We start from the raw sequence: 19,157 nt of genomic DNA on the forward strand, positions 1-19,157 counted from the left end.
GCAAAAATATACTTTTTATTATTTACTATAACATGAAATACTATATTTTTACCTACTAAAATATTTTTAATTTAAAACCGTCTGGCGCAACAATGAAACAAGCCTTAATCTTCTATCTTTTTTTACTCCCATTCATCTCGTTTTCCCAGATAAATGGCGCTCTGACACTTGATTGGCAAAATAAAAAAGAAATGAGTTTTGGCGACTTAAAAATAAAAATTCCGTACTTTTCAGGAGGCAGTTTTAGATATGATACTACTAAAAAAAACTTAAGCTTACTGCTTAATCTAAACGAATCAGGCTACGCGAACAGCAATTCTGTACAAATTACAAACGTAATATACGAATCCATATCGATCGCTGAACTGGGAGACTTATCACTTGAAAACATCCCCGAAAAGCCAAATGAAACGCTACAAACAACTACCTCAAGAGATAAAAGACAAGTTTTTCTATCATTATCACCTATAATAAAAGAAGGAAATAGCTATAAACGAATCAGGTCATTTTCTTACGCTATAAATAATAACAACACATCCAAAAGCAGCAATTCATCCACTTTTCAAAAATCTGCTTCTGTTTCCAATTCTGTTCTGGCCTCCGGAGATTGGTATCGGTTTTATATCGAGAAATCAGGGGTTTATAAAATCTCTAAATCCTTTTTACAAAGTTTAGGGTTTGATCCGTCAAAAGTCGATCCGAGACGAATTAAGATTTATGGAAACGGAGGAAAAATGCTACCATTAGCCAACAGCACCTATTACCCTGAGGACTTAACCGAAAATGCCATTCAAATTATCGGGGAAAGCGACGGAATCTTCAATAACGAAGATTATATTCTTTTTTATGGCGAAGGAGTTGAAAACTGGAGTACCGAAAGTCAGACTAACCTTAACTTGTACGCTACAAAATCCTACTACTACATTACAGTTGTTGGCAGTGACGGAAAACGTATCTCCTCTTTAAGTCAACCAACCGGAAACAGCACCTTAGAACTCAACACTTTTGACGACTATCAATTTCACGAAATCGACAAAATCAACATTGCCCATTTAGGACGACAATGGTTTGGAGAATCTTTTGACATCAATCAGGAACAGGAATTTGAGTTTAACTTCCCTAATATTGACGCTTCAACACCTGTAAAGATCGAATTAAACGCAGCCTCCGCTGCCTATACTCCTACTTCTTTTACAATCTCCGGCAACGGACAAAATATTGGAAACATTAATTTCCAGACATTAACCGTGGGGTCTGACCAAAAATTCTACACTAATAAACTCCCTTCTAACAGCTCATTTACCGGAGCCGAAAATGTAAAAATAAAACTTACCTACAACAACAATGGGGTTCCGGGATCAAAAGGATATCTCGATTACATCAATTTAACTGCTAAAAGAAAGTTATTAGGAACAGGAAAACAATTTAAATTTCAATACAATCTGGCCGGATCTACGGGAGGAATTGTAAATTACACAATTGGAAGCGCCACAGGGATCTCCCAGATTTGGGATATCACAGACTTATATAATGTATCAAAAACAGAAAACAGCAATCAGGCAACTTTTAGCTTTAAAGCCCAATTGGGAGAAATTAGAAAATATATCGCAATTGACCCCACAGATTATTTTACACCTTTAAAAGAAAGTCAATCAAAAATCGCCAATCAAAACTTAAAAGGAACACTTTTTAAGAATACACAAAACAGCTTTCAAGACATAGACTATATAATTGTAACACCTAAAGTCTTAGTTTCTCAAGCTGAAAAACTAGCCAGTTTTCATAGAACATACTCTAATCTGAACGTAAAAGTAATTGCCTTAGAAAACATCTATCAGGAATTCTCTTCAGGAAAACAAGACATTTCAGCCATTAGAAATTGCATCAGATATATCTACAACAATGCCTCCTCGCCAGAAAAAAAAATAAAATACCTGAATTTATTTGGAGACGCTTCCTTTGATTACAAAGACCGAATTGCAAACAATAATAATATTGTACCTATATATCAATCCGTAATCAGCAATACTACCGGAGAAGCTTCATTTGCATCTGACGATTTTTATGGATTAATGGATACCAACGAAGGAATTGTAGTATCTCCTTTTGGCGGGATTGATATTGCTGTTGGCAGAATGTTAGTATCAGACAATGCACAAGCAGGCGAAATGGTAAACAAAGTCCTGGAATACTATGACACCAAATCATACGGAAACTGGAGAAATAATATTGTTATGGTCAGTGACGATTCTGATCAGGCCTCAGATGCGACAATACAATCTCACCAAAACAATCTTGCCGATGCAATAGCCACTCAAAAACCTTTTTTTAATATCGACAAGATCCTGTTAGATGCCTATACACAGGAAGCTTCTGCAGGTGGGTCGAGATACCCTAAAGCAAGAACTGATTTGTTTGATGCTTTCGAAAAAGGAGCTTTAGTATTCAACTATTTAGGTCACGGAGGTGAAGACGGATTAGCAAGCGAACGAATCTGGGAAAAATCCGATGGCCAAAATTTAAGCAATCAATACAAATACCCTTTATTCATTACTATTACTTGTGAATTTTCAAGATTTGATGATCCAACAAGACCAACAGCCGGAGAATATACTTTCTGGAATCCAAAAGGTGGTGCCATTTCTATGCTGACCACTGTTCGTGCTATCGGACAATATAATGCTGAAGATTTTAATGACAGCTTAAGTAAAAATCTCCTTTCATACGGATCCAATCAATACACTACTATTGCGGAAGCGCTTCGAATTTCTAAAAATGAAAATCCAAGCTCTGCCAGCAACGTTATTTTTTATATTGGAGATCCCGCTTTAATGTTAGCCATTCCCAAACCACGAATTAATTTAACGAAAGTAAATGATATTGTGATTTCTCAGGCAATTCCGGATTTTAAATCACTATCAAAAATTAAAATCACAGGCGAAATTACCGACGAAAACAATACACTTTTAAGCAATTATAACGGAGAACTGGCAACCGCAATTTTCGACAAATTAATCACCACTACTACCCTAAATAATGATGGATATAGCCCTGCAATGTCATTCAGGATTCTTGGGGAAACTATTTTTAGAGGAAATGCGTCTGTAACCAATGGCCAGTTTGAGTTTAGCTTTGTTGTACCACGGGATATCCGCGTTCCCCTTGATTATGGCCGAATTAGTTTTTATTCGAAAAAAAATCAGCTTTTAGAGAACCAATCCGGCTATAATACGACTATTAAAATTGGCGGAATAAATGAAAATGCACCTCAGGACAATATAAGTCCAAAAGTTAAGTTATATATGAACGATGAAACTTTTGTGTCGGGTGGAATTACAAACGAATCACCATTTTTACTAGCGTTTCTTGAAGATGAAAATGGGATCAATACAGCAAGTGGAATCGGACACGATATTGTGGCAATTCTGGATGGAGACGTCAGTAATCCTTATGTTTTGAATGATTATTATCAAACAAAATTAGACGATTATACGAACGGAAATTTGCGCTTCCCGTTAAGAAATTTAGCTGCAGGAATGCACACTATAACTTTTACAGCATGGGATGTTTACAACAATCCTGTAACGAGCGAAATACAATTTATAGTCGTAGGAGATGAATCACTGACACTAACTCACGTTCTTAATTACCCTAATCCATTTTCGACTTATACGCAATTTTGGTTTTCACACAATAGACCTTACGAGCCTTTGGATGTTCAGGTTCAGGTAATGACTATTACCGGAAAAGTAGTCTGGACAAAAAACCAGATTATTACAACAGAAGGATTTTTATCCAGAGAAATAACCTGGGACGGAAAAGATGATTTTGGTGACAGAATAGGAAAAGGAGTTTATGTCTATAAACTTACAGTTAAATCTAATTTAACAAATAAGAAAGCAGAAAAGTACGAAAAGCTTGTCATATTATAATTATATATATATTTGTAACATAAATACCTATAAGTTCCCTAAATGAAAAAAATATCACTACTCTTAATTTGTTCTTTTATTCTTTTTAAAGTACAGGCTCAGGAAAATCGTCCTATCACGACAGGAGTCCCTTTTTTATTAGTTGCGGCAGATGCCCGGGCAGCAGGTTTAGCTGATCAGGGGGTCGCCACGTCAGCTGATGCTTTCTCCCAACAATGGAATCCCGCAAAGTATGCTTTTTCAGTAGACAAGCAAGGTTTCTCCATTAGCTACACTCCTTACCTAACAGACCTTGCCAATGACATCTCACTTGGACAAGTAACGTATTACAACAAAATCAATGAAAAAAGTGCCTTTGCAGGAAGTTTTCGCTATTTTGGCTTTGGAGATATAGAGTTAAGAACCACAGGAGATCCAAATGAGGCTGCAAGAATTGTATCGCCAAACGAGTTTGCCTTAGACGGATCGTATTCTTTGAAATTAAGCGAAAAATTCTCGATGGCAGTTGCCGGAAGATATATTCGTTCGAATCTAAAAATCGCTTCAGAAGATGTTGATGCTTCAGCAGCCAGCTCCTTTGCAGTCGATGTTGCCGGATTCTATCAATCAGAAGAAATTGCTTATTCTGACTTTAACGGAAGATGGAGAGCAGGTTTCAACATGCAAAATTTGGGTCCGAAAATAAGTTATGACAACGACGATTTAAGCTCCAACTTTTTACCGGCCAACCTTAGATTAGGTGGCGGTTTTGATTTTATTCTTGATGATTATAACAAAGTTGCCCTTAGTGTTGAATTTACCAAACTTTTAGTACCAACTCCTCCGGGACCGGGAACTGCCGTAGATGCAAATGGCGATGGCGACTATAATGATCCGGGAGATATTTCTCAGGAGCAGGCTAATGCTACAAACTATAAAAACTACAACGACATTGGTTGGGTTTCCGGAATTTTTAAATCTTTTGGAGACGCACCAGGCGGTTTTAGCGAAGAATTAAAAGAAATCACTTATAGCGCAGCTGCAGAATACATGTATCAGGATGCATTTGCATTACGAGCAGGATATTTTCATGAAAGCCCGCAAAAAGGAGCCAGACAATTTTTCTCTTTAGGGGCCGGATTTAAATATAATGTCGTAAAAGTCGATGTTTCATATTTATTTTCAACATCAAAAATCAAAAATCCTCTAGAAAATACACTTCGCTTTTCTTTAACCTTTAACTTTGGCGACAAATACGAAGTTTATTAAACGAATAAAATAAAAAACAATAACAATCCAAATTCCTGGTTTTTCAGGAATTTGGATTTTTTTTCCCTTAAAAACAAATGAAAGAAATTAGCATTACATCATCATTTATAATTTACGACACTTTAGAAGAGCTATCAAAAGACATTCAGGATTTAATGAATAAGGCTGTCGAAGTTCGAAAAAAAGCTTACGCACCTTATTCCCAATTTAGAGTTGGAGCAGCATTACTATTAGACAACGGAAAAATAGTTTTAGGGTCAAATCAGGAAAATGCCGCTTATCCATCAGGTTTATGTGCAGAAAGAGTTGCCATTTTTCATGCAGGAAGTATTTATCCGGAAGCCAAAATTCTAAAAATAGCTATTACCGCAGCTTCAGACACCAATCAAACTACAGCACCAATTCCGCCTTGTGGCTCATGCCGCCAGTCTATTGCAGAATATGAAATCAGACAAGACACCCCTATAGAAATCTATTTTATGGGCGAAATTGGCGAAGTTTACAAATCAGCATCCCTAAAAAATCTGCTTCCTTTTATGTTTGATAAAAAGTTCTTGTAAAAAAAAGCCAAAAAGTGACGTTTAAATTTTACTTCTTAATAGGAATGTCTTATTTTTGCATCCCGACCTTTCGGGCGCAAATTTGTGGGAGGAAACTATTTTGCGTTATAGGCAACAATTGATAACACAAACAAACTTTAGCAAAAGAAAGAATTCAGATGAAAGAAGTTACAAAAGAAGTATATTTAAAGTGGTACGAAGACATGCTACTTTGGAGAAAGTTTGAAGACAAACTTGCAGCATTATACATTCAACAAAAAGTTAGAGGTTTTTTACACCTATATAATGGTCAGGAAGCTGTACTGGCAGGTGCCTTGCACGCTATGGACCTGACTAAAGATAAAATGATTACTGCTTACAGAAACCACGTTCAACCAATTGGTATGGGAGTTGATCCTAGACGCGTAATGGCTGAACTTTTAGGAAAAGCAACCGGAACTTCTAAAGGTATGGGAGGTTCTATGCACATTTTCTCTAAAGAACACCGTTTTTACGGAGGACACGGAATCGTAGGTGGACAAATTCCGGTAGGAGCTGGTTTAGCTTTTGCTGATAAATATTTTGAAACAGGTGGTGTAACCATGACCTACTTTGGTGATGGTGCTGCCAGACAAGGTTCATTACACGAAGCTTTCAACATGGCTATGCTATGGAAATTACCAGTTGTATTTATCGTTGAAAACAACGGTTATGCGATGGGAACTTCTGTTGAAAGAACAGCAAACCACACTGATATCTGGAAACTTGGTTTAGGATATGAAATGCCTTGCGGACCTGTTGACGGAATGAATCCTGTAAAAGTTGCCGAGGCAATGACAGAAGCTATTGACAGAGCACGTCGTGGTGACGGACCAACTTTCCTTGAAATGAAAACGTACCGTTACAGAGGACACTCTATGTCTGATGCACAACTTTACCGCTCTAAAGAAGAGGTTGAAGAGTACAAAAAAATTGACCCTATTACTCAGGTTTTAGATGTAATTATGGATCAAAAGTATGCTACAGAAGAAGAAATTGAAGCAATTGACCAAAGAGTTAAAGATCTGGTTGAAGAATGTGTGAAATTCGCTGAAGAATCTCCATATCCTGAATTGCAACAATTATACGATGTAGTATACGCACAGGAAGACTATCCATTTACACCTCATAAACTATAACAATATTATGGCGATAAAAGTAACAATGCCTCGTTTGAGCGATACTATGACGGAAGGAACGGTAGCGACTTGGTTAAAAAAAGTAGGCGACAAAATTAGCGAAGGTGACATCCTTGCTGAAATTGAAACAGACAAAGCAACAATGGAATTCGAGTCTTTTAACGAAGGAACTCTTTTACATATCGGAATTCAAGAAGGGCAAACTGCCCCTGTTGATTCATTATTAGCCATCATTGGTAAAGAAGGAGAAGATATTTCTGCTCTTTTAGCCGGTGGTGATGCTCCTGCCGCAGAAGCTCCAAAAGCAGAAGCTGCTCCTGCTGCTGAAGCAAAAACAGAAACCCCTGCTCCTGCTGCAAAAACTGCAACTGAATTACCTAAAGGTGTTATCGTTGTAACTATGCCACGTTTGAGTGATACTATGACAGAAGGAACAGTAGCAACCTGGTTGAAAAAAGTAGGTGATGCTGTTGCTGAAGGCGATATTTTAGCTGAAATTGAAACAGACAAAGCGACTATGGAGTTTGAGTCTTTCAATGAAGGAACTTTATTATATATCGGAATTCAGGAAGGAAACACAGCACCTGTTGACAGCTTATTAGCTATCATTGGACCTGCGGGAACTGATATTTCCGGAATTGCCGACAATTATACTGCCGGAGGAACTACAACTGCAAGTGCTCCTGCTACTGAAGAAGCAAAAACTGCTCCTGCTGCTGAAAAAACAACTGAAGCTGTTGCTGAAACTTCAAACGGAGGAAGAATTTTAGCTTCACCATTAGCTAAGAAAATTGCTTCTGATAAAGGAATCCAATTAACTCAGGTTAAAGGTTCAGGAGAAAACGGACGTATCGTAAAAAGCGATATCGAAAACTTTACTCCATCTGCAAAAGCACAACCAGCTGCTGCAACAACAACTGCTGCTGCACCAAAAGCTGAAACTGCTGCTCCTGCTGTACCAAAAGTATTTGTTCCTGCCGGAGAAGTTTTCACCGAAGAGATCAAAAACTCTCAAATGCGTAAAATTATCGCAAAACGTCTGGCTGAATCATTATTTACTGCACCTCACTACAACTTAGTGATCGAAGTAAGCATGGATGACGCTATGGCTGCGAGAACAACAATCAATACTGTTCCGGATACAAAAGTATCATTCAACGATATGGTAATCAAAGCTTGTGCTTTAGCCTTGAAAAAACATCCAAAAATCAACTCTCAGTGGAAAGAAGATGCTATCATCATCAACCACCACGTAAATATTGGTGTTGCCGTAGCAGTTGAAGACGGATTAGTAGTGCCTGTATTGAAATTTACAGATGCTATGAGTTTATCTCAAATTGGTACCTCAGTAAGAGATCTTGCCGGAAGAGCCAAAAACAAAAAACTGGGACCACAAGAAATGGAAGGAAGTACTTTTACAGTTTCTAACCTTGGAATGTTTGGTATTACTGAATTCAATTCGATTATCAACCAACCAAATTCTGCTATCCTTTCTGTAGGCGCAATTGTTGAGAAACCAGTAGTAAAAAATGGTCAGATTGTAGTAGGAAACACCATGATGTTATCATTAGCGTGTGACCACAGAACAATTGACGGTGCAACTGGCGCTCAATTCTTACAAACATTAAAACAATACATCGAAAGCCCGGTTACCATGTTGGCATAATCTTTTTGTCAGCCTGAAGGAGAATTCGAAGGTAATTCATAATAAAATCCCGTTTTGTTTATTCAAAACGGGATTTTTTGTTTAATTTTCATCCTCAAATTCAAACCTCATAAAATGAAAAAACTAATCCTTGCCACTTTATTCCTGACGGTAATTGCCTGCCAGAAAAAAGATCAAACCGAAAAACCAGCAGTTGTTACAGATGAGCACACCTTCTCTAAACCGGAACTTGCTATAGTAAAACATTTGGATCTCGACATTAAAGTTGATTTTGATACACAGACTATTTCCGGAAAAGCATCATGGAAAATCGACAATATCAGCAAAGGAAATGAAATTATCTTCGACGAAAATACCCTTAACATCACAAAAGTTACTTTAGGCGATGAAGAAAAAGAAACCAAATTTGAATTAGGAAAAGAAGTCGAATTTCACGGAAAACCACTTCATATTACCATCGAACCTAATACAACAAAGGTTAATATTTATTACAACACCACAAAAGATGCTGTTGCTTTACAATGGTTAACTCCTGCGCAAACAGCAGACAAAAAGAAACCTTTTCTTTTCTCACAAGGCGAAAGCATATGGTCACGCACCTGGATTCCTTGTCAGGATTCACCGGGAATTCGTTTTACTTATAACGCAAAAGTTACCGTTCCTAAAGATTTATTAGCTGTGATGAGTGCTGTAAATCCACAGAAGAAAAACGATACTGGAATTTATACCTTCAAACAAGACAAAGAGATTCCTTCTTATTTAATGGCAATTGCCGTTGGAGATCTGGAATTTCAATCTATAGACAACAGAACAGGCGTTTATGCTGAACCTTCTTTAATCAAAAAATCAGCCTGGGAATTTGCTGAACTTGGCAAAATGGTTGTTGCTGCCGAAAAACTTTATGGCCCTTATCGCTGGGGACGTTATGATGTATTGGTTTTGCCTCCGAGTTTCCCATATGGCGGAATGGAAAATCCAAATTTAACTTTCCTGACTCCCGGAGTAATTGCCGGAGATCGTTCATTAACAAGTTTACTAGCGCATGAATTAGGACACAGCTGGAGCGGAAACTTAGTTACCAATGCAACATGGGATGATATCTGGCTAAATGAAGGTTTTACCACTTATGTAGAACATAGAATTGGCGAGGAAATCTTTGGCGAAAAAGAATTTGAAATGCAGAATGTGATCACCCGTAAAGAATTACTTGATAACGTAGCTGAATATGGAGATACAAATCCTGATACACGTTTAAAAGTATCATTGACCGGAAGAAATCCTGACGACGGAATAAGTCTGATCCCTTACGTAAAAGGTTATGCCTTTTTAAGAGTAATTGAAAACGCTGTTGGACGTGAAAAATTTGATGTTTTTATTAAAAATTATTTCGATGCTCATGCTTTCAAATCTATCACAACAGAAGATTTTGTAAAATACATCAACGAAAATCTTATTAAAGGAGACAAAACACTTGCAGATAAAATAAAACTGGAAGACTGGATTTACAAACCGGGAATCCCGTCTAACATAACTCCTGTAACTTCAGCAGATTTTGATGCAATTGATAAAATCCAAAAAAGCTGGAGAGAAACCGGTGTAAAAGGATTAAGTAAAAAAATCACAACCACTACAGAAAAACAATATTTTATAGATCATCTTCCAACGGATATTACACCAAAAGAAATGGAAGCAATAGATACTGAATTTAACTTTACAAAAGGCGGTAATTTTATCATAAAACGTCAATGGTTTATTCCATCACTTCGTTATAAATATACAGCGGCATATCCTGCAATCGAACAATTTTTAATTTCAACCAGCAGAACAGGATCAGTTATGATGCTTTATAAAGAAATGGCAAAAACACCGGAAGGAAAAGTTTGGGCTAAGAAAATCTTTGACAAAGCAAAATCCGGTTATCACGCAACAACAATTCAGGCAGTTGAAGGGCTTTTAAAATAATAAGCAGTCAAAGTTTACAGTTTAATTCAGATCCCCCATTACATTCGTAATCGGGGATTTTTTTTATGCTTACTTTTTATTTTTGGCTTCAATCCATTTTGCCATGTATTTGGTGCTTTTTAAGGTATGATGCTGCAATAGACTTCCCATAAAATTATGCAAACGATGAGTTTCAGAATCATTCAATAATAAATTAATTGCTTCGATTAATTCAATACAATATTTACTTTTTTGAAAACATACATTTACAATTTCAATTCCGTTTTTTTGAGATTGCCTCCATATATTTTCATCCTGATACAACGAAATAGCCTGTTTTGCGAATTCCTGAATATCATCGTTAATAAAACCATTCCATGGTAAATTAGCATGCATTGCCTCGGCACCAATGGTAGTGGTGACACTAGGTGTTCCGCATTGCATCGCTTCAAGTAATTTTCCTTTTAATCCGGCTCCAAAACGAATGGGCGCCAGGACAACTCTTGAGTTTTTAACCACTTCATTAGCGTCAGCAGCCCTGCCCATAATAAAAAAACCATTTTTAGGCTGGTGCAGTTGCAATACTTTTTGCGAAGGATATGCCCCATAAACTTCTAAAACAGCTTCAGGTAATTGTTTTTTAATTAATGGCCAAATTGTTTCTTTTAAATACTGAACAGTATTCCAGTTGGGTTCATGAAGAAAATTTCCAATGAAAACAAAATTCTTTCGATTTTCAAATAATGGCAATTCCAAAAGATCTTCTTCAGACATTTGATCCACCAGAAAAGGCAAATAATGCAATAGACTCAAATCGATTTTAAAAACATCCTTTAAAATTTTCATTTCGAATTCTGAAATCATAAACGACAAATCACACCTTAAAATACTGGCAATTTCACGCTTTGCCACTTCTTCAGATAACAGATCAGTCAACTCGAAAGTTCTGTTTTCTTTGAATGCTTTTTGTCTTGCTGTTCTTAAACAATGTAAATCTTCTGTGTCCAGTAGTCGAATTGCTTTTGGACAATTCTCAGCAACCCTCCACCCAAATTGCTCTTCGATCATAAAGCGATCAAACAAAACAACATCAGGATTCAGTTTTATTATAAAATCATCAAAACTGGCATTATTCAGTTCGATCGACACTTTCTTCACTCCAAATTCAGGCAAGTCAACCATAAAATCACTATCCAATGCCGGACTGGCAAATGTAACCTCAAATCCATTTTGTTTAAAAACAGAAATCAATTGCATCATTCTTCCACCCGCCGCAGACGAATCTGGTTCAGGCCAAACAAACCCAATAATCAACAGTTTTTTTATCTGATTCATTTTAATTGTTTCAAGCTACAAAATAATGCTTTTTTGAGCGTATTTACACGATGTTTCCCAGTTTTCAGTTAGAAAAAAGACTAATTTTGCAGGATACTTTTTTTCAATAAAATTATGTTAGGATTAAAATTAGCCACAGACCCTCGCTGGGTAAATATTGTTGAGTCAAATATCGAAGAAATCTTGACGGATCATGCCTGGTGCGAACAAAAAGCAGCTTCAAATGCCATTAGCTTAATAACTTACAATTCTGAATTAGAAGAATTAGTAACCGAAATGCTTGTGATTGCGAGAGAAGAACTGGAACATTTGCAGATGGTTCACGATATTATCAAAAAAAGAGGCCTGACTTTGGGGCGCGAAAGAAAAGATCATTATGTAAATGAGCTTTTTAAATTCATGAAAAAAGACGGCAGCCGAAAAGATGCGCTTTGTGATCGTTTATTATTCTCAGCCATGATTGAAGCCAGAAGCTGTGAGCGTTTTAAAGTACTTTCAGAAAATATAAAAGACGAAGAATTAGCCAAATTCTACCGTGATCTAATGATTTCTGAAGCCGGGCATTATACAACATTTTTAGGATTTGCACGAAAATATACAGACAATATAGATATTGATAAACGCTGGAAAGAATGGATTGAATACGAAGGTTCAATTATTACCAATTACGGAAAAAGCGAAACCGTTCATGGATAATTTATCCCTCATAATTCGATTCACCATTACCTATAAATACACAATTTTTTATGTCTAAAAATAAAACAAAGTCCATTTTATTAAAAACAGCAAAATATCTTGGAATAACTTTTGTCGTTATTATAGGATTATTGTTTTTGACGCCTATTGTTTTTGCCGATAAAATCAAAGAACAGATTAAAAAAACAGCAAACGAAAAACTAACTGCAGAGTTGAATTATTCTGATGTTTCGGTTTCTTTTTTTCAACATTTCCCTTCCCTAACCTTAACATTAAGCGATTTAAGCCTTAACGGATCATCTCCTTACCAAAGCGAAAAATTCATTACAGCAAAAGAAGTCTCTTTTGGAATAGATGTAGCAAGTCTGATTTTTAGTAAAGAAGTAAAAATTGACCAGATTTATTTATCAGATTCCTTTATTAATGTAAAAGTAAATGCAAAAGGAGAAGCAAATTATAATGTTTACAAATCATCTTCGCAAGCTACTAAACCCAAAGACAGTACAGAAACAGCTTTAAAACTTGAGCGAATTGAGATTTTAAACAGTAAAATTATCTACGACGATTTATCGACTAAAGTTCATTTCGACGCTTTTGGATTTAATTATTTAGGAAAAGGAGATTTAAACAAGGCCGTTTTCGATTTGTATTCAAAAGCTAAAATCGAGAAATTAAATATTGCTTACGAAGGTGAACCGTATTTAATGAATAAAAAAATTGACGCCGACTTAATTACAAAAGTAAATGTAAACTCGTTGTCGTTCTTTTTTCAACAGAACAATCTTAAAATCAATCAGCTTTTGGTGGATTTTAAAGGTAAATTTGATTTTTTGAAAGACGGCTATAATATGGATTTTGTCATTAAATCCGACAATAGTAATCTGTATGATGTTTTTACTGCTTTTCCTCCAAAGTACATTACCTGGCTTTCTAAGACAGAACTAAAAGGAAACACAAATCTGCTTTTAACTTTAAAAGGAGATTATATTGCTTCTCAAAAAATAGCTCCGGACTTAAATCTCGATATAAAAATAGACAGCGGTTTTGTAAATTATAACAAAAGCACATTTCCGGTTTCTAATTTAAATTTAGATATTAAAACAAAGGTTCCGTCTTTAAATCCGGATCTTGCTATTGTTGATGCTAAAAATTTATCCTTAAACATTAACAAGGATTATTTAAAGTCTAAATTTTATGTTGAAGGAATAAATACTCCAAATATTGATGCTGATTTTAAAGCTAAAATTGATCTTGAAAAATTAATGAAAGCGCTCGGAATTCCGAATATTGTTTTAAAAGGAAGTTTGGCAGGTGATGTAAAAGCAAAAGGAAAATTTGATCTAAAAAACAAACTTTTTCCTGTTACAAAAGGAATTATCGATTTGGAAAATGGGTATTTAAAAACACCATATTATCCAAACCCAATCACAAATATTACGATAAAATCTAAAATTGAAAATCAAAAAGGAACTTTTGCTGACTTAAAAGTGAACCTAAAACCAACTCAGTTTACTTTTGAAGGAAAACCTGTTTTTGTACAAGCTGATTTAAGCAACTTCAATGATTTAGCGTATGATATTAAAGCAAAAGGAGAACTTGATGTCAATAAAATCTATAAAGTTTTCTCTCAAAAAGGACTTGACTTAGACGGTTTCGTAAAAGCCGATTTAGTTTTGAAAGGCAAACAAAGCGATGCCGAAAAAGGAAATTACAGCAAACTATACAACAAAGGAACGCTTGAATTGAGAAACATTGGCATTGCATCAGAATATCTGCCAAAAAAATTCATCATCAAAGAAGGGGTTTTTAAAATTAATCAGGATAAAATGTCATTCAATAACTTTTTGGCCGCTTATGGTGAATCTGATTTTAAAATGAATGGCTATCTGCAAAATGTTTTTAATTATGTAACTACAAAAAATGGAATTTTAAGAGGTTCTTTTAAAGTTACATCACGATACATTAATGTTGATGAGTTCATGTCTAGCACACCTGCAAATGCGCCTGTAACACAAACTAAAACTGAAACTCCTGCCCCAGCTCCAACAGAAACAAAACAAACTGGAGTTATTATAATTCCAACCAATTTGAATTTGCAATTTGTTGCCAATGCACAAAAAGTGAATTTTGATAAATTAAACCTTCAAAATGCTGTTGGAAATTTAAGCATGAACAAAGGCAAATTAAGCATGCAGAATACGGGTTTTAATTTAATTGGATGCAATGTTGCCATGAACGCCAATTATCAGGCTGTAACACCGCAAAAAGCAAATTTTGATTTCAGTATTAAAGGATCCGATTTTGACATCAAAAAAGCGTACAATGAAATCGAAGTTTTCAGAAAGATGGCCAGTGCCGCTGAAAAAGCACAAGGAATTGTTTCTGTAGATTACCAATTAAAAGGCCGCTTAAACGGAAACATGGATCCGGTCTATCCATCGCTTACAGGTGGCGGAACACTTTCTGTAAAAGATGTAAAAGTGCGGGGGTTAAAAATGTTTAGTGCCGTCAGCAAAGCAACAAATACAGAATCGATCAAAAATCCTGATCTTTCTAAAGTCGATATTAAAACTACCATCAAGAACAATATCATGACAGTAGAACGCTTTAAGTTTAAGTTTGCAGGCTTTAGACCAAGAATCGAAGGCACAACAAGTCTGGACGGAAAGCTGAACCTAAAAATGCGCTTAGGACTTCCTCCTTTTGGTATCTTCGGAATTCCGATGACCGTTACCGGAACACAGAATAGTCCGAAAGTAAAATTAGGAAGAAAAACAGAAGATCTCGAGGAAACAAAAGATACGGAGTAAATAAAAATTAGACCTGTTCATAACGAGCAGGTTTTTTATTTTCTAAACCACATATGCTATTGCCGAAACATACAAAATACCTTTCGCCAGCAACCATAATAATACCGCCATTCCCAAAAATCCCCAGGCAGACATTTTACTTCTTTTCCAGCTTATAAAAAAGGTCGGAATCTCCCAATATTTGATAATAATATAGATACTCCCCCCTATTAAGGATGCCCAAATCAACTCACCTGAATGAATATAAAAACTATAGAACAAAACAGATGAAAGAAAAAGAACCGTAATAAATTGCAGGTAATAATAATTCTTATAATTGTATTTGAAATTCTCTTTCAGCGACAACAGCAAAAAGGAAATAATAAGCAAACTTGTCAAGGCAATTATTACATAAGAAAAAAGCGGGTTATGCTGTCCTATAAATAAACCGTCGATAATTAAAGCTAAAACAACACAAGAAGCAAGTGAATAAATACTCCTTTCTACCGAAGTATCTTTATAAGGAATTAAAATTGGAGAAATATACTTCTCTAAAATACGCCAAAAAGGCAAAGCACAAATAACCGCCATACCCGAAACAACAATCTCATAATTATACAGCACATCACCAGGAATTTTACACAAAAGATACAAAAGAGCCAGAGTAACAATGACAGCAGGAAGACAAATTGTTTTTACGGCTTCCCATTTATCATTTCCCCAGAAGTCATCCTTTATCTTAAAAATATATTTCTTAACTAGATATTGCCGCGTAAAAATAGCCGTCGACTGACTCCATAACAGAAACAGACCTATATGAATTACTACAGTACGCAATGTCATTTCTTCGATAAAGCATCCAAAAACAATACACAGAACACCTATCAACAATAATTCGTAGGTGAGCAAAATTGCTGAGAATAAAAGCCTGAATAACGGAGCAAATTGTTTTATCAGAATATCTATAAGTGAATTCCAATAATTACGCAACAGTCCTATGATCGAACATATTGCAATAAATGCTGCCAGATACAGCATCCAATTGGTTAAAGATTGTGTCTGCATCCACAATTGAACCGCAGAATCCTTCACAGGAATATAAACAATATGAGAATTGGCATAAATTTCATTCGCCAGTTGATTTCTTAGGGTATCATTAATAACAGCAAACTGATTTTTATGTTGCTGCCAATAGGCATTAGCATCAAAACCGCTTTTTTGCAAAACGGCAAATTCGTATAAAATCTTTTTTTGATTATCCGTTAATGATACTACTTGCTGTACAGAATGAATTTCTTTTGCAAACAAACTTGTGCAGAAAAGAAATAAAAGGAAAACTATTTTTTTCAAAATTCAGATTGATTTAGTCAAATCAAAAATAGAATAATAAAACGTAATGTAAAGACCAATAAAATAGTATTGTATCAAAATAAGGTATAAAATCGATTTAAACAAAAAACCCGTTCATTTCTGAACGGGTTTTGTAATAAGTAGTCTAATGATTATGCTTCGAATGGAAGGATAGATACATAAGATTTGTTATCTTTTTTCTTTTGGAACTTAACAACTCCAGCTACTCTTGCGTGTAGTGTGTGATCTTTACTAATGTAAACGTTTTCACCTGGATTATGTTTTGAACCTCTTTGTCTAACGATGATGTTCCCAGCAATAGCAGCTTGACCACCAAAAATCTTAACGCCTAAACGTTTTGATTCTGATTCTCTACCATTCTTCGAACTACCGACACCTTTCTTGTGAGCCATGACGTATGAGTTTAAATATTGTTATTATTCTTTAGTAGCTTCTTTTTTTGCTTTTGGAGCTGCTGCTTTTTTTACTTTAGGAGCTTCTACTTCTTCAGTAGATACTTCTTCAGCTACAACTGCTTTTTTAGCTGCTGCTTTTTTAGTTCCTCCAGCTGCAGTAATACCTTCAATTACAATTTGAGTAAGATATTGTCTGTGACCATTTCTCTTTTTGTATCCTTTTCTTCTTTTCTTTTTGAAAACGATAACTTTATCTCCTTTTAAGTGTTGTAACACTTTAGCTTCTACTGAAGCACCTTCTATAGCTGGGGCGCCTAAAGTTACGTTACCATTGTCGTCTAATAAAAGAACTTTGTCAAAAGAAACTTTTGAACCTTCTTCATTAGTCAAACGGTTAACATAAACCTTTAAGTCTTTGCTTACTTTGAATTGTTGCCCTGCTATCTCTACGATTGCATACATACCAAATTGATTTATTGATTTTTAAGGTTGCAAATATACAATTAATAATTTACTGTGCAATCTCTTATTCTAAAAATATTTATTTCGCATTAAAGTCTGTTTTCAAGGCATTTCACCCTACAAAAGAGCATATTTAGCCGTAAAATACTGTTAAAGTATCACCAAAATAGAACCTAATCCCAAATTGATAATTAAAAAAAGTTATTTTTGATGTAACGATAATCAACTCTTGGCTACCTACATATATAGGTAAATAAAAATTATTAATCTTTATGAAAAATTCAATAATGATATTAAGCGCAGCACTAATGCTCGGCGGAGTGGCTCATGCTCAAAAGGTAGCTTTTGAAGAATACAATTTAGATAACGGCATGCATGTTATTTTGCACAATGACTCATCTGCTCCGGTGGTCATAACCTCAGTGATGTACCATGTTGGATCAAAAGACGAACGTCCTGACCGAACTGGTTTTGCGCATTTCTTTGAGCATTTATTATTTGAAGGAACTCAAAATATAAAACGCGGCGAATGGATGAAAATCGTCACTGCAAACGGCGGAGTAAACAACGCCAATACTTCTGATGACAGGACTTATTATTATGAAGTTTTCCCATCAAATAGTTTAGAACTTGGTTTATGGATGGAATCTGAGCGATTAATGCATCCGATAATCAACAAAATTGGGGTTGAAACCCAAAATGAAGTAGTAAAAGAAGAAAAAAGAATGCGTTACGACAATCAGCCTTACGGAAACATACTTCCGGAGGTTAAAAAGAACATGTTCAAAAATCATCCGTATCGCTGGACCACTATCGGTTCTATGAAAGATCTTGATGCTGCAACACTGGAAGAATTTCAGGCTTTCAATAAAAAATTCTACACTCCTAATAATGCCGTTTTGGTGGTTGCCGGTGATTTTGATAAAACCAAAACCAAAGAATGGATTCAGAAATATTTTGCTCCAATTCCTAGAGGAGAAGAGGTTAAAAAGCAAACTTTTGTTGAAGAACCAATCAACCAGACTATAAAAGCGACTTACGAAGATCCGAATATTCAGATTCCGATGATCGTTGCTTCTTACAGAACGCCTTCGATGAAAACAAGAGATGCAAGGGTTTTGGATTTAATTTCTTCTTATTTAAGTGACGGAAAAAGCTCTAAACTGTACAAGAAAATAGTGGATGATAAAAAGATGGCACTTCAGATTGGAGCAGTAGGTTTTAGTCAGGAAGATTACGGAATGTACATTTTATACGGTTTGCCAATGGCTCCAAACACCACAGCCGACATCTTAAAAGAAATGGATGAAGAGATAGTAAAAATTCAAACCGATCTGATTTCTGAAAAAGACTACCAAAAACTACAAAATAAATTCGACAACAATTTTGTGAATGCTAATGCAAGCGTAGAAGGAATTGCAGAAAATCTGGCTTCTTATTACCTTCTTTACGGAGACGTAAATTTGATCAACACAGAGATTGATATTTACCACTCTATTACTAGAGAAGAAATTAGAGAAGTGGCCAAAAAGTACTTAAACCCTAACCAGCGTTTAATCTTAGACTACATTCCTTCAACTAAAGTTCAAAACTAAGTCTATCGAA

The 19,157-nt window shown here is 35.5% G+C and carries 13 protein-coding genes; 9 read left to right on the forward strand and 4 right to left on the reverse strand.

What is annotated here, in order from left to right:
* Positions 1-92: 92 nt before the first annotated feature.
* The 6 genes from porU (at position 93) to ACQY44_RS10025 (ending at position 10,525) form a co-directional block, all read left to right on the forward strand.
* Positions 93-3,932 (forward strand): type IX secretion system sortase PorU, encoded by a 3,840-nt coding sequence (porU, locus tag ACQY44_RS10000; RefSeq protein WP_428230217.1) that lies wholly within the window; start codon positions 93-95, stop codon positions 3,930-3,932.
* Positions 3,933-3,974: 42 nt separating this feature from the next.
* Positions 3,975-5,180, forward strand: a complete 1,206-nt coding sequence (gene porV / locus ACQY44_RS10005; RefSeq protein WP_428230218.1) for a type IX secretion system outer membrane channel protein PorV — start codon at positions 3,975-3,977, stop codon at positions 5,178-5,180.
* Positions 5,181-5,257: 77 nt separating this feature from the next.
* Complete coding sequence (cdd, locus tag ACQY44_RS10010; protein ID WP_428230219.1) at positions 5,258-5,740, forward strand: cytidine deaminase; 483 nt, start codon at positions 5,258-5,260, stop codon at positions 5,738-5,740.
* 158 nt (positions 5,741-5,898) lie between these two features.
* Entirely contained in the window at positions 5,899-6,897 is a 999-nt protein-coding gene (pdhA, locus tag ACQY44_RS10015; protein WP_026983801.1) for a pyruvate dehydrogenase (acetyl-transferring) E1 component subunit alpha, read from the forward strand.
* A gap of 7 nt (positions 6,898-6,904) precedes the next feature.
* A complete protein-coding gene (locus ACQY44_RS10020; protein WP_428230220.1) occupies positions 6,905-8,563 on the forward strand; it encodes a 2-oxo acid dehydrogenase subunit E2 in 1,659 nt (552 codons plus the stop codon).
* A 114-nt stretch (positions 8,564-8,677) separates the two neighbouring features.
* Positions 8,678-10,525, forward strand: a complete 1,848-nt coding sequence (locus ACQY44_RS10025; protein ID WP_428230221.1) for a leukotriene A4 hydrolase C-terminal domain-containing protein — start codon at positions 8,678-8,680, stop codon at positions 10,523-10,525.
* A gap of 69 nt (positions 10,526-10,594) precedes the next feature.
* Here the strand turns inward: ACQY44_RS10025 and ACQY44_RS10030 are convergent, their stop codons facing one another.
* A complete protein-coding gene (locus ACQY44_RS10030; RefSeq protein WP_428230222.1) occupies positions 10,595-11,839 on the reverse strand; it encodes a glycosyltransferase in 1,245 nt (414 codons plus the stop codon).
* Between the two features lie 114 nt (positions 11,840-11,953).
* On the opposite strand from ACQY44_RS10030, the gene ACQY44_RS10035 reads away from it, so the two are divergent.
* Complete coding sequence (locus tag ACQY44_RS10035; RefSeq protein ID WP_428230223.1) at positions 11,954-12,535, forward strand: tRNA-(ms[2]io[6]A)-hydroxylase; 582 nt, start codon at positions 11,954-11,956, stop codon at positions 12,533-12,535.
* 50 nt (positions 12,536-12,585) lie between these two features.
* Entirely contained in the window at positions 12,586-15,345 is a 2,760-nt protein-coding gene (locus ACQY44_RS10040) for an AsmA-like C-terminal region-containing protein (protein WP_428230224.1), read from the forward strand.
* 42 nt (positions 15,346-15,387) lie between these two features.
* On the opposite strand, the gene ACQY44_RS10045 is transcribed toward ACQY44_RS10040, so the two are convergent.
* The 3 genes from ACQY44_RS10045 to rplU form a co-directional block, all read right to left on the reverse strand.
* Positions 15,388-16,674, reverse strand: coding sequence for a hypothetical protein (locus ACQY44_RS10045; protein WP_428230225.1), 1,287 nt, complete (start codon positions 16,672-16,674; stop codon positions 15,388-15,390).
* Positions 16,675-16,826: 152 nt separating this feature from the next.
* Positions 16,827-17,087, reverse strand: a complete 261-nt coding sequence (gene rpmA, locus ACQY44_RS10050; RefSeq protein ID WP_017497241.1) for a 50S ribosomal protein L27 — start codon at positions 17,085-17,087, stop codon at positions 16,827-16,829.
* Between the two features lie 24 nt (positions 17,088-17,111).
* Complete coding sequence (gene rplU / locus ACQY44_RS10055) at positions 17,112-17,552, reverse strand: 50S ribosomal protein L21 (protein ID WP_428230226.1); 441 nt, start codon at positions 17,550-17,552, stop codon at positions 17,112-17,114.
* Between the two features lie 272 nt (positions 17,553-17,824).
* On the opposite strand from rplU, the gene ACQY44_RS10060 reads away from it, so the two are divergent.
* Positions 17,825-19,147: a M16 family metallopeptidase gene (locus ACQY44_RS10060; protein WP_428230227.1), complete on the forward strand. Its 1,323-nt coding sequence runs from the start codon at positions 17,825-17,827 to the stop codon at positions 19,145-19,147.
* Positions 19,148-19,157: the final 10 nt, after the last annotated feature.

It is taken from the genome of Flavobacterium sp., from assembly GCF_965277525.1.
In the GTDB taxonomy this organism is placed as follows: domain Bacteria; phylum Bacteroidota; class Bacteroidia; order Flavobacteriales; family Flavobacteriaceae; genus Flavobacterium.

Coding starts and splice junctions, on each gene's coding strand:
- ACQY44_RS10025 (WP_428230221.1), top strand. CDS start 8,678: ATGAAAAAACTAATCCTTGCCACTTTATTCCTGACGGTAATTGCCTGC.
- ACQY44_RS10060 (WP_428230227.1), top strand. CDS start 17,825: ATGAAAAATTCAATAATGATATTAAGCGCAGCACTAATGCTCGGCGGA.
- rpmA (WP_017497241.1), bottom strand. CDS start 17,087: ATGGCTCACAAGAAAGGTGTCGGTAGTTCGAAGAATGGTAGAGAATCA.
- porU (WP_428230217.1), top strand. CDS start 93: ATGAAACAAGCCTTAATCTTCTATCTTTTTTTACTCCCATTCATCTCG.
- ACQY44_RS10020 (WP_428230220.1), top strand. CDS start 6,905: ATGGCGATAAAAGTAACAATGCCTCGTTTGAGCGATACTATGACGGAA.
- rplU (WP_428230226.1), bottom strand. CDS start 17,552: ATGTATGCAATCGTAGAGATAGCAGGGCAACAATTCAAAGTAAGCAAA.
- pdhA (WP_026983801.1), top strand. CDS start 5,899: ATGAAAGAAGTTACAAAAGAAGTATATTTAAAGTGGTACGAAGACATG.
- cdd (WP_428230219.1), top strand. CDS start 5,258: ATGAAAGAAATTAGCATTACATCATCATTTATAATTTACGACACTTTA.
- ACQY44_RS10030 (WP_428230222.1), bottom strand. CDS start 11,839: ATGAATCAGATAAAAAAACTGTTGATTATTGGGTTTGTTTGGCCTGAA.
- ACQY44_RS10035 (WP_428230223.1), top strand. CDS start 11,954: ATGTTAGGATTAAAATTAGCCACAGACCCTCGCTGGGTAAATATTGTT.
- porV (WP_428230218.1), top strand. CDS start 3,975: ATGAAAAAAATATCACTACTCTTAATTTGTTCTTTTATTCTTTTTAAA.
- ACQY44_RS10040 (WP_428230224.1), top strand. CDS start 12,586: ATGTCTAAAAATAAAACAAAGTCCATTTTATTAAAAACAGCAAAATAT.